At 32.3% G+C, this 12,312-nt stretch carries 9 protein-coding genes; 6 read left to right on the top strand and 3 right to left on the bottom strand.

Annotation, left to right across the window (positions count from 1 at the left end; all coding sequences use genetic code 11):
- Positions 1-2: 2 nt before the first annotated feature.
- The 3 genes from GBO31_RS01615 to GBO31_RS01605 all read right to left on the bottom strand — a co-directional run bounded on the left by GBO31_RS01615 (position 3) and on the right by GBO31_RS01605 (position 4,685).
- Complete coding sequence (locus GBO31_RS01615; RefSeq protein ID WP_219006564.1) at positions 3-605, bottom strand: GNAT family N-acetyltransferase; 603 nt, start codon at positions 603-605, stop codon at positions 3-5.
- A gap of 27 nt (positions 606-632) precedes the next feature.
- The gene (locus tag GBO31_RS01610) at positions 633-1,937 is read right to left on the bottom strand and encodes an MGH1-like glycoside hydrolase domain-containing protein (protein WP_219006563.1); all 1,305 of its coding nucleotides are present in this window, start codon (positions 1,935-1,937) and stop codon (positions 633-635) included.
- 84 nt (positions 1,938-2,021) lie between these two features.
- Positions 2,022-4,685 (bottom strand): TonB-dependent receptor, encoded by a 2,664-nt coding sequence (locus GBO31_RS01605; protein ID WP_219006562.1) that lies wholly within the window; start codon positions 4,683-4,685, stop codon positions 2,022-2,024.
- 131 nt (positions 4,686-4,816) lie between these two features.
- Between GBO31_RS01605 and GBO31_RS01600 the strand changes: the two genes are divergently transcribed.
- From GBO31_RS01600 to GBO31_RS01575, 6 genes are all read left to right on the top strand, one after another.
- Entirely contained in the window at positions 4,817-5,848 is a 1,032-nt protein-coding gene (locus tag GBO31_RS01600) for a LacI family DNA-binding transcriptional regulator (protein WP_219006561.1), read from the top strand.
- A 182-nt stretch (positions 5,849-6,030) separates the two neighbouring features.
- Complete coding sequence (locus tag GBO31_RS01595) at positions 6,031-7,128, top strand: S41 family peptidase (RefSeq protein ID WP_219006560.1); 1,098 nt, start codon at positions 6,031-6,033, stop codon at positions 7,126-7,128.
- Between the two features lie 270 nt (positions 7,129-7,398).
- Entirely contained in the window at positions 7,399-9,528 is a 2,130-nt protein-coding gene (locus GBO31_RS01590; RefSeq protein WP_219006559.1) for a tetratricopeptide repeat protein, read from the top strand.
- Entirely contained in the window at positions 9,528-10,265 is a 738-nt protein-coding gene (locus tag GBO31_RS01585) for a LytR/AlgR family response regulator transcription factor (protein WP_219006558.1), read from the top strand. Before GBO31_RS01590 ends, GBO31_RS01585 begins: the two co-directional genes overlap by 1 nt.
- A 130-nt stretch (positions 10,266-10,395) precedes the next feature.
- The gene (locus GBO31_RS01580; RefSeq protein WP_219006557.1) at positions 10,396-10,965 is read left to right on the top strand and encodes a hypothetical protein; all 570 of its coding nucleotides are present in this window, start codon (positions 10,396-10,398) and stop codon (positions 10,963-10,965) included.
- A gap of 30 nt (positions 10,966-10,995) precedes the next feature.
- The gene (locus GBO31_RS01575; protein WP_219006556.1) at positions 10,996-12,306 is read left to right on the top strand and encodes a T9SS type A sorting domain-containing protein; all 1,311 of its coding nucleotides are present in this window, start codon (positions 10,996-10,998) and stop codon (positions 12,304-12,306) included.
- The last annotated feature ends 6 nt before the right edge of the window (positions 12,307-12,312 follow it).

The raw sequence follows: 12,312 nt of genomic DNA, 5'->3' as shown, positions 1-12,312 counted from the left end.
GTTTATGCTTTTATGTGTAATTTATTACGTAATTCGGTTTTTATAAAAGTTAGCCATTCACTTTTCAAAATACTGAATAATACAATATCAGTTCTTCCTTCTCCATCCAATGAGGGAATAAAATTTCGTAAAACCCCTTCTCTTGTACAACCTAAACTTTGCAGTGCTGCAATACTGATTTTGTTTTCTTCGTGAACACCAAATCCAACCCGTTCTAGATTTAGATTTTCAAAAATAAATTCTAATAATAAATACTTACTATTCTTATTTACCATTGTCCCTCGAAAATCTTTACCATACCATGTATGTCCTAATTTTATCACTTTCAACTGTTCAGAATAATCATATAATCTAGTTGTTCCAGCAAAAGCTTTTTTGGTTTTATCATATACTACAAAGGGATATTCTTTGGCTGCTTTCCGATTGTCTAGTGCATGATAAATATATTTCTGCAACTGCAGGAAACTTTTGCCTTCTTCTATCAAATAATTCCAGATGAAAGAATCATTAGATTGAACAGAAAGCTCCTTTATATGCTCCTTTCGTAATGGAGATAGTCTTACTGTATCATTTTCCAGAATATAGTCTTTTGAAAAATCTAACATCTTCTTATTTTTAAATTCTGGTCATGTTTAGGAATGCATTAAATCGATAAACAATGCTGCACTCCAAGAAAAATTATTACCTCCATACCCTGCATTTTCTTTTTCATGGATTTCCTTCCTAGAATCAAAGTATTCATAAAACCCGTTTTTCTCTATGATTTCCAGAGTATCCTTTTTGATACGTTCTGCAATATCATCATATTCATATTCAGACACACCTCGATACAATATCCAATTTAAATTAATCCATACAGGACCTCGCCAGTACTTTTTGGGGTTAAATCGATCACTAGTTGGATCAAAAGATGCGCATAAATATTGATGATCACCACCAAATTTATCCAGCATTAATTTGATCATAGCAGCAGCTCTTTGTTGATTAGGAATACCTGCAAATAAGGGAGAAAATGATGATGATGACAGGTATCTAAGAGGTTTTTCATTTCTCAAATCATAGTGTATATAAGCGCCAACTTCTTCATCAAACAATTTAGTATTAAATGCATGTATTGCCTTGCTTTGCCAGTTATGCAATTGTTTAATTTTACCCTCATTATCCTCTATAAGATGATATAGCTTGATTAATGACTCATTAGATTTAATTAATAAAGCATTGAATAGTGGATCTTGTACCAAAAATGGGGATAACTCTGCTATTTTTTGATCATTATAGTTATGTTCTTTTGCAATTTCTATAATGTATAAATAGTGATCATACTCTCTTTTTGAAGGTCTCTGCGAAGCATCAACATGAGTCGTATCGCGTCTTTCAAAAGTATACTCTGGAGGATTCATCGTTTTCCAGATGTCATCCCATATTGGAGAATTATCGGTTCCTGATTCCCAATTATGATATATGTAAATTAGTCCTTCATTCTTGGGATCTCTGTTATTGTAAAAATATTCATGATTAAAATACACTTTATCAATAACTGTTTTTATAAAATTAAGTGTAGCTTCTTTGTCAGAACTGATTCTATATAATTCTTCGAGCACAAAGCCTGTTACTGGCGGTTGTGTCATTCCAGTAGTTTTATATTTTTTAGAAGCTTGTGGATGTAAACTAGAATGATGAAAATCGGCTCCGGGAAAATAGGAATCCGTTTCACTATGAAAAACAATGTGCGGAATAAATCCATTATCCCATTGTGCATCTAGTAATGTTGAAATTTCTTTTTCTGCTTTGGGCATATCAAAATGAGCAAAGCCAATAGCAATTAAACCAGAATCCCAAAACCACTGAAAAGGATATAAGTTCTCGCATGGTATGCTAAAATTCCCTTTCCAGTTTTCGTTCAAAACGTCTATTGCCTGTTTTTCTAATGGTGTCATAACAATTCTTATCGATTAATAAAAGTGCATCACTTGCAGTTAGCTACAAGTGATGTTTTAGTTTACATAAATTCATTAAATGGTTTAAAAACTATAGGTAGCGGTTAAGAAAAATCTACGTGGTAGAATGGGTCTTCCGAAGAAAAACTCTCCATCAGCAGATTGCCCGGCAATTCCTGCTCTAGGATTACCTTCTGTAAGTCCGTCGCTATCAAATAAATTAAATATAGAAAGTCCTAATCTTATAGAGTTTGTATTTTGCGTTTCAAAGGTATATCCTCCACCGATCCTCACAATAGAAATAGCATCTAATTCTACATTATTAGAATCATCAGTAAATTTAGCTCCTGTATGATTTAAGGTAAAGTTCCCATCAATCTTTGAATTATCATAATTCACTCCAAGGCTTCCTAAAAAGTTAGGTTGTCTACCAATTTCATTTCCTTCATTAATGGTTGATGTTGTATTATTTACTAAGTCTGTTGTTTCATTTTTAGTAATCTCATGATTCTGATAGGTAAGTGTAGCATTAATGGTAAGATCATCCATCAATCGATATTGTCCTGTGGCTTCTAATCCAAAAGTTCTAGTGGTTTGTTCACTTCTGGCTTGATCTACTAATTGTCCTCCTGATATTGCCTGATCTATTCGGATACGATCACTAAGGTTTACAAAATAACCTGCTACAGAACCTGAAAATGCTGCTGTTCCAAACTTAGCTCCTAATTCTCCCTGAATAATGGTTTCTGCCTCGTAGTTGGTATCTCTAATACCTGGTGTTGGCGCAAAACCTCTTTGTTGCGGAAAGAAAAATCCTCTAGAAAAATTGGCATATAAATTCGTAGACTCTGTCAATTCGTATAATCCAGCTAAGGAAATAGCCCAAGCTGTATCATCAATCTCTCCAGTGGTAAAGCTACCATCTGCAAAACTTACATTTTGCAAATCTGCCGTTAGCTCAGGATTATCATATACCTGAGTTTCTTCTAGTCCTCCTCTTCTAAAAGTACCTTGAGTATTCTCAATACGAAGACCAACATCAAAACGCCATTTATCAAATACCATTTCATCTGTAAAGTAAAATGCAGTTCTACTTTGGGTTAGAAAGTTATTGGCCGTCATTCCTATTCTATTATACAAACCACCTTCAGAATAGATTACATTGCCTCCTCCAGCATCCGTATAACTTAAATTCACCAATCGTGGATTGTTATTAAACTCCGAAAGCACTCTATATTGAAAGTTTACATCTTCTGCCTCTGTTCTTCCTAAAAATGTACCTAAGGTGAATGTATGGTTCCCATCTCCTGACTTTAGTATTAAGTTTGCTTCTCCAGAATAATCGGTCATCGGTCGTAAACGATCCACATGCAAATTCTCCACTACCAAATCAGTCCCGCTAATCTGCTCTCCAGATCCTCCTTGATAAGTAGCATTAAAAGCCGTATTTCCAGGTGCTACTTCTGCTACATAATTATTTAAGGTTATAGGGTTTCCAAAATTACCGTTCCCTCCTACGTACAATGCAAAATTGTGCTGATAATTCGCGTACTTGGCTTTTGCTTTAAATTTCAAATTATCAGTAAGATTATAATTAAAATCTGCTAAAAGATATCCTCCTCTTGTAAAAACACCATCATCAATTGGACTTTGATATACGCCGCCAGGTGTTAAAAAAGATGTATTTGCTAATTCACCTGATAGTAGTTGTTCTACTTCATCCCCATCATTACCTCTTATACGCTCTCTGGATCCTCCTTGAAGTGGTAATGGTAAGAAGAATTGTGCTCTATCATTGATAAATTGTCCATGCACTGTAAAAGAACCATTATCAAATTTCTTTTTGATATTCGCTCTAAACTGAACTCCTCTGGTATCCAAGCCAGTTTCTATAGGACCATTATCTTTTCTTACAAAACCTGTAAAAGCGTAGTACGTATTCGAATCTTCTCCTCCTAATCTACCTCCTGTATAAAAGTCAGTTTTCAATCGTCCTCTATTTCCATATTCGACATTAATCAAAGTTTCATCATTCGTATCCCCAGTTTTACTGGTATAGTTTATAATCCCTGCAACAGATCCAGCTCCGTATAGTACAGCGGCTCCACCACGTACAAACTCTACTCCTTTAAAGCCAATATCAGGCCTGGCATATACATCGTGCGCAGAAGAATTCAGACCAAATGTACTGACCAATGGCATTCCATCATATTGTAATGGATTGAATACATACTGACCTCCAGAAGGAAGCCCTCTTACGAATAAGTTAGTTGCTGTTTCTCCACCACCACCTTCTGCAGTAATACCCGGAACATCTCTTAAAATATCTGCCTGGCTATTCGCTGACAACTTTGTGATTTCTTCGATTCCCTTGGAACTAATAGATAAAGGCGCTTGTTTTTGAGATCTAAAAGTGGAGGATGCTGTAAGAACTACTTCATCCAAAGTATTACCTTCTTGTAAGGTAATTTGAAGCGTAATTGGTGTTCCATTGAGCTCAATGGATTCGGTGTGCGTTTTAAATCCTAAAAAAGAAACTTGTAGTTGCTTTAGACCAGTAAGATTTGTTGAAAAGCTGAACTTTCCATCAAAATCTGATACGGCTCCTGAATTACTATCGAGAATAGTGATGTTAGCTCCTAATAGGGGTACACCTGCGTTATCTGTAACAGTCCCTGAAATTTCTGTTTGCGAGAATACTATTAATGCGTTGAATACACATAATAATACAGTGATAGCTTTTTTCATTATTAATATGTTTATATGAAGTATTATTCAAATTTATTGCTATAATCACATAAAAAAAGCTAAAAAATTATCATTTTTGTATGCAAACGTTTTCGCAAACGTTTGCAATTTAATTTCATTAAACCTTTACTATGAAAAAAGAGATTACCACCATGAAAATGCTAGCACAGGCATTAAATCTCTCCATTTCTACTGTTTCGAGAGCACTCAATGATCACCCAGATATAAGTGAAGAGACCAAAACAAAAGTGAAGCAGTTAGCACAATCCAAAAACTATATCCCTAATATTTTTGCAAAAGGATTTAGGAAACATAAATCCAATATTATTGGAGTCATTGTTCCTAATATTACCCATTATTTCACAGCTACTATTGTTCGTGGCATTTTGGAACAAGCTTCGATACAAGGATATCGAGTGATTATATCAGAATCCAATGATGATGTTAATAAACAAAATGAAATGTTCCATACCATGATACAGTTTGGTGTGGATGGAATATTAGCTTCTTTGACCAAAATGACTCGTGACATAGGTAATATTCTACCTATCATAGATACACTTCCTCTCATCTTATTTGATAAAGTATCTGACAAAATTCCTTGTACACAGATTACTATCAATGATGAAGAAGCAGCTTTTAATGCAGTGGAACATCTGATTAACATAGGAAAAAAAAGAATTGCCATTATTAAGGAAAGAGAATTTTCATATACCTCGGAAAAGAGATATGCTGGATATATAAGAGCATTAAAAGAACATCAAATAGAAATTGATGAAAAAATCATTATAAGTGTTGATGATATCTCTTTGCAACAAGGAAAAAGAATGGCTAATATTTTATTGAGCATTCAAAAAAGACCCGATGCTATTTTTGCCATAACTGATAGTGCGGCCATTGGTGTTATTCAAACCTTAAATAAATTTAACATCAAAATTCCTGAGGATATCGCTGTAGTAGGATTTAGCAATTCTAGAAATGCTACTATTATCAAACCCAATCTTACCACCGTTAATCAACCTGGAAATACTATTGGAAAAACCGCAACAAAATATCTGATTAAAGAAATTGAAAATGAGAATGACTCAGATATTCTGGTAAAGAAAACCATCGAAATTAAAACAGAATTGATCGTTAGGGAATCTACTTTTAGCGTATCTTAAAGTTTGTTCAAAAGAAAATACTATATAAATTCTTGATTTTTTTTACTATCACAAATTATGATTACAAATGAGTCTTAAAAAATTGTCCGATACTATAACTTAGGACATTTGACAATGAACAATCAACAGATAACATTCTGTAAAAGAGTTTTCTTTGCAACAAATTAAAAAATCAAAAAACAATGTCTCGATTAAAGAAAATAGCACTCTTATTATTTATTTTATATCCTTTTTTAACATATACTCAAGCGGTATCGAAAAATGAAAAATATAAAGTTATTCAAAGAATAAAAGTTTTAATCGATTCTAATTACGTTTTTGTAGATAAAGCCAAACTCATAAATAATTCAATTGATAGCCTAGACGCTTCTGGTAAATATGATGCTATTAAAGATTATAAAGCGTTTGCAGGCGTTTTAACAAATGATCTAGTAGCCATCTCTAAGGATAAACATTTTGTAATTCAATATAGACCAGAACTTATAAAATCCAGAAGAGAATCACGTAAAAGGCAACAAATAACTGAAAACAATGACGAAACGGAAAGCCAAGAAGAAGAAATTGATTTGGATTTATGGTACGCACAAAAAGAAAATTTTGGTTTTGAAAAAGTAGAAATATTAGATGGAAACATTGGATATATAAAACTTAATTTCTTTCATTTTTTAGAATGGGTGCAACCAACTATTGATGCTTCTATGCGATTTGTTGCAAATACCGATGCCTTAATTATCGATCTAAGAGACAATGGAGGAGGATATAGATCAGATAGTTATATAGGTAGTTATTTCTTTGATGAAAAATCAACGCTCTGGAATACAAGTTATGATAGGTCTAAAGATTTGACAGAAAACAGATATACCTATGAGAACGTCAATGGAAATCGTTATCTCAATAAACCAATTTATATTCTTGTAGGTGAGAAGAGTTTTTCTCGCGCTGAAGGATTTGCATACTGCATGAAACACTTTAACAAAGCTATAATAGTAGGTCAAACAACACCTGGCGCAGCACATGGAATTAATTTCTTAGAGATGGATGATAATTTTATGATACAAGTACCTGTAGAACGCAACATTCATCCTGTTACAAAAACGGACTGGGAAGGAATCGGTGTTATTCCGCATATCAAAACAAGTAAGGAGGAAAGTTTTAATGTAGCTTATACAAAAGCATTAGATACGCTTCTTGCCTCCAAGAAAGATCAAGCATTGGGAGTCCATTATGAAAGACTACAGAAAAAATACAAGGAGATTAAGAAAAAAATAAGCAATAAATAAGCCTTTGGTTTTAAAGAAGAACGGCTCTCAACATGCATTATCAAGTACTTCATATATGACGTTGATCTTTGCTTGATAGATTAAAAAAATGAGTTCGCTCCATTCAATTATTTTTTATTACTCATAAATTCAAGGTGTTTAGGTAATCTGTATTTAAAGTTTTACTTATTTTTATTTCCGCAGATATTTAAAACTTGGATTATATAATTTATGCATTCTTTTTATAAGGTTATCTTTTTATGGGTTCTGTTTTTACCTTTTTCTAAAGGTATGCAAGCACAGAATAGGGTTATTGATAGTCTAAAAAATGAATTAAAGGTACATACTCAAAAAGATACAATTCGTGTTAGAATTCTTAACAATCTAGCCTATTATAACTACCGTAACAACCCATCTAAGTCCTTAGAATATGCTGAATTAGCAGCTAAACTAGCGGACGAAATACAATCTACAAAAGGAAAAGCTCGTAGTTTTTATATGAAAGGAATTACCTATATGGAACAAGGTAATTATGGGATATCTATTAAGAATTATGAAAAAGCTATAGAACTATATACATCAATCGATGATTTAAGTGGATTAGCAGGTTGTTATAATGCAATGGGCGTTCTCAATAATTACAAAGGTAATCTACCACCAGCTTTAGAGTATTTTGAAAAAGCCATGGACATAGATCAAAAACTCGGTGAGAAAAAGAACATGGCCTATTACCTTAGTAATATTGGCAGTATTTATTCAAGCACAGGAAAAAGCAAAGAGGCGCTTGCTAATTTTCAAGAAGCACTACAATTATATACCAATACCAAGAATCAATACGGTATCATTACCTGTTTAAATTCTATCGCCATTATACATCAGGATCAAGGTAATTATCCATTGGCTTTGGAGTATCAAAACAAGGCACTAGAAATTGCTAAAAAAAATAAAGATTATAGCAGTATTTTTCAATCATTCAATAATATTGGAAATATTTATAGGCAACAGGAACTCTATGATAAAGCCTTGAGTTTTTACAATCAAGCTTTAGCTATAAAACAAACTAGTCAAAACCCTAGGAGTAGTTATGCTATTAAAAGTAATATGGCTGGCATTTATGCTGATCAGGGAGAATATGAGAATGCCATCCCCTATTTTATAGAAGTAATTGAATTCAGTAGAACTATTGAAGATAATGAACAGTTAGCCATTAGTCATAATGGTTTAGGTCAAGCTTATCTAGGCCTTAAAAAATACCCTAAAGCTTTAGAGAACTTTCAAGAAGCAAATAAAATAGCTACCATAAGCCAAAGGAAATACGACTTAGTTGGGTCTTATATTAGTATGTCTGTGGCATATTACTATATGAAAAAATATAAGCTAGCATTATATAATGCTGAAAAAGGAGCTCAATTATCAAAAAAATATAAGTTTTTAATACATCAACGAGATGCTTATGAATTATTATCTAAAATCAATAATGAATTAAAAGAACACGAAAAAGCATTTATTAGTAATCAGCAATTGCAAGTGCTAAATGATAGTCTTTTTAATAGAGACAATATTCAGAAAATGGCAGAAGTAGAGTATGAATACAAATATAAAGATGAATTAGAATCGGCTGAAAAAAGAGAACTAAAACTTACACAAACTGTACAAACCACCACCAATGATTTAGAGAAATCACAACGTAATTCTTTTATTGCAATTATTATCATTTTATTGATATCTATAGTCTTAGGAAGTATTATTTTCTATTTGAAATTAAGACATGTAAATGCTAAAAATCAAAATATTTTAATTGAGCAAAAGTTATTACGGTCGCAAATGACTCCTCATTTTATTTTTAATTCATTATCGGTACTACAAGGAATGATTTTGGACAAAGAAGAGAAAAAATCCATTTCTTATTTGTCTAAATTTTCCAAATTAATGAGACTTATTTTAGAAAATTCCAGAGAAAAAACAGTCTCTCTTTCAGAAGAATTAAAAGCTGTAGAAAACTATTTGGCACTTCAAAATCTTGAAAATTCCTTATACCAATACAGTATACATGTGGAAGAAACAATTGATACTTCGGAATTTCAAATTCCACCAATGTTGATTCAACCATTTGTAGAAAATGCGATCGAACATGCTTTTGAAAATCAACCTGAAAAACGAATCATTGAAGTAGAAATATGGTATAAAGATGAGGATCTGATTTGTAAGATTTTAGATAATGGTATTGGAATCGATGCAAAAGAACCAAGTACAAATCAACACAAAAATTCGGTATCCACTGCTATAACCTCTGAACGATTGAAGATGCTTTCCAAAGATTTCAAAAAACGAGGTTCTGTTACAGTAGAAGATCGAAAAAAATTTAATGAACAGGGAACTGTGGTTACTTTGGTCATACCCTATAAAACTATCTTAGATTAATGAAAGCACTGATTGTAGAAGACAAAGAATTTATAAGAAAAGGATTATTAAACCTTTTGCAACTTATCGAAACTCCAGTCGAAGTGATTGGCGAGTGCGAATCTGTAAAAGATGCTGTGGTAGTAGCAAATGCCTGTAAACCAGAACTTATTTTTTTAGATATTAATCTTACAGATGGAACCGGATTTGATTTCTTAACGCAAACTGAAAACTTATCCTTTAAAGTTATTTTTATTACTGCCTTTGAAGAGCACGCTTTGCAAGCCTTAAAATTTGGCGCTGTAGATTATCTTCTCAAACCTGTTGATATAGAAGAATTAGAAATAGCACTAGAAAAAGTCACTAAACTGCCTATCAATGCCCAAAAAGAACAATTAAAAATTGCGAAAGACGCTTTAAAAAATGAGTACTCCAAAATTATACTCTCCTTACATGACAGCTTTCAGGTAATCAATTTAGAAGAGCTTCTGTTTTGTGAATCTGATAAAGGGTACACCACTTTCTATTGTAATGACAATAAAAAATATGTGGTCTCTAAAACCATCAAAGAATTTGAAGAACGTCTTCTACAAACTCATTTCACCAGACCTCATCAATCTTTCATAGTTAATTTAAATTGTATTGATAAATATGATAAATCAGGTGTTATTTATCTAAAAAACGGTAAAAAGATACCCGTATCTACTCGAAAGAAAGAAAAGTTTCTAGAGTTGTTTTTAAGCTGGAATAAGCGTTAGTATATCTCATTTACGTATTTTTTATAAGAATCCACACTTATGGATTCTGAAATAGCGAAAATAGATTCGCTATTTTTTACTACCTCTATGCACAATACTTTTAGCAGTGTTAACCTAAAAAAACACTACTATGAAAGTTATATACAAAGCTGCTATTATCCTTTCCATATTAACAACAATTATCTCTTGCGGATCATTTGGAGATGAATATACTTCCGATAAAAAAGGGTTTTCTGCTATAGAAAAAGAAGTGAAAGACAAATTTGGAAGCAATGCGTATTTCACAGAATTATCAATCACTCATAACATAGCTATAGGAAACATTGTAGGTGTTACAGTTACCGAAGCACCAGAATCCTTAAAAATGGGGCAATGGAATTTAATACAGGCTACTTGGAAACAAAATTCTGAAATCTCTTTAGAAGTTCCACAAGGACGTAAAGCAGCAGAATTTATGTTTCAGCTAAACGACAAAATCAACCTGGTAAAACTCGGAGAATTAGTTGAAAAATCAAGTATCCAATTACAAGATGAAAAGGATATTAAAAACCCTCTACTAAATATCGCCTTCATAAAATTTCCAAAAAATGGTGACACTTCCAAAGCAGAATACCATGTAAATCTAAAACCTGAAAATGGAGATACCAACTTTAGATTTAATTACGATTTGCATGGAAACCTAATCGAAATGGATTATTAAAAACAACATTCAATACTTAAATATACAATTATGAAAAAAATTACTTTCCTTATACTATGTTACTTCTTCATTTTTGAAGTATTCGCACAAAATGTAAACATTCCTGATGCTAATTTTAAAGCATATCTAGTAGGTAATGCATCTATAAACACAAATGGAGACACAGAGATACAAGTATCCGAAGCTACAGCATTCACAGGTCATATTAACTGTCCTTCATTAAATATAGCTAGTTTAACAGGTATCGAAGCATTTGTTAACCTATCTGAGTTAAGTTGTTACAGTAATAGTCTAACAACCTTAAATCTGGAACAAAACACAGCTTTAACTTTTTTGAGAGCCGAACATAACCAGATAGCAAATCTAATTTTGAATAGAAACAATTCATTACTCTGGTATATTAATGTTACCTCAAATCAGCTTACAAGTTTTAATCCTTGGGAGCATCCATTATTAGAGATTCTTTTTGTTCGCTTCAATCAATTAACCACTATCGATACAAGTCAAAACACCTTACTACGAATTCTTGGCTGTGGTTCGAACCTATTAACAAACCTTAATGTGAGTCAGAATCCTGCTTTGGAATATTTATATTTTGATAATAATCAAATAGCAACTATAAATTTAAGTCAGAATGCTGCATTAGAATATATTTCATGCACAAATAATGTTTTAACCAATCTAGATTTCTCGCAAAATCTAGTATTAAACGAAGTTGTATGTTGGAACAATCAATTGACCTCAATTAATGTTACTCAGAATACTGTACTGACTAAACTTAATTGTCATGGAAACTTACTTACTTCTATTAATGTAAGCCAAAATATCGCCTTACAAGAATTATTTTGTGAGGTTAACCCTATAACTAGTTTAGATGTAAGTCAAAATACAGCTTTGGTAAAATTAGGGTGTTATACCAGCCAACTAACTAGTTTAAATGTTCAAAATGGTAACAATACTAATTTCACATATTATAACTCTAATTACAATCCAAATTTAGTTTGTATACTGGTAGACAATGCTAACTATAGTGTAGCGAATTGGACAGGCGTAGATCCTGCATCAACATTTGTGGACAATCTACCAGCCTGCAATACCCTATCCACACCAAGTTATGTTATTGACAACAACCTCAATATATATCCAAACCCAAGTAGTTCTTATATAAACATCGATTATACCGATGAGATTAAAACCATTAATCTTTATAATGCTTTTGGTCAAAAAGTAACTGAGACAGATAAACGGACTCTAGATGTGCAGGGATTAAAATCAGGGATTTATTTTCTAAATCTAGATTTGAAAGAGGTAACAATCGTCAAAAAAATTATTGTCAAATAAAGATCT

It is taken from the genome of Aquimarina litoralis (genome assembly GCF_019295435.1).
Taxonomy (GTDB): Bacteria; Bacteroidota; Bacteroidia; order Flavobacteriales; family Flavobacteriaceae; genus Aquimarina; species Aquimarina litoralis_A.
This window is presented reverse-complemented; position numbering and strand designations above follow the sequence as displayed.

Excerpts from the sequence above, each read along its gene's own strand:
- GBO31_RS01615 (WP_219006564.1), bottom strand. The coding sequence starts at position 605 with ATGTTAGATTTTTCAAAAGACTATATTCTGGAAAATGATACAGTAAGA.
- GBO31_RS01610 (WP_219006563.1), bottom strand. The coding sequence starts at position 1,937 with ATGACACCATTAGAAAAACAGGCAATAGACGTTTTGAACGAAAACTGG.
- GBO31_RS01605 (WP_219006562.1), bottom strand. The coding sequence starts at position 4,685 with ATGAAAAAAGCTATCACTGTATTATTATGTGTATTCAACGCATTAATA.
- GBO31_RS01600 (WP_219006561.1), top strand. The coding sequence starts at position 4,817 with ATGAAAAAAGAGATTACCACCATGAAAATGCTAGCACAGGCATTAAAT.
- GBO31_RS01595 (WP_219006560.1), top strand. The coding sequence starts at position 6,031 with ATGTCTCGATTAAAGAAAATAGCACTCTTATTATTTATTTTATATCCT.
- GBO31_RS01590 (WP_219006559.1), top strand. The coding sequence starts at position 7,399 with ATGCAAGCACAGAATAGGGTTATTGATAGTCTAAAAAATGAATTAAAG.
- GBO31_RS01585 (WP_219006558.1), top strand. The coding sequence starts at position 9,528 with ATGAAAGCACTGATTGTAGAAGACAAAGAATTTATAAGAAAAGGATTA.
- GBO31_RS01580 (WP_219006557.1), top strand. The coding sequence starts at position 10,396 with ATGAAAGTTATATACAAAGCTGCTATTATCCTTTCCATATTAACAACA.
- GBO31_RS01575 (WP_219006556.1), top strand. The coding sequence starts at position 10,996 with ATGAAAAAAATTACTTTCCTTATACTATGTTACTTCTTCATTTTTGAA.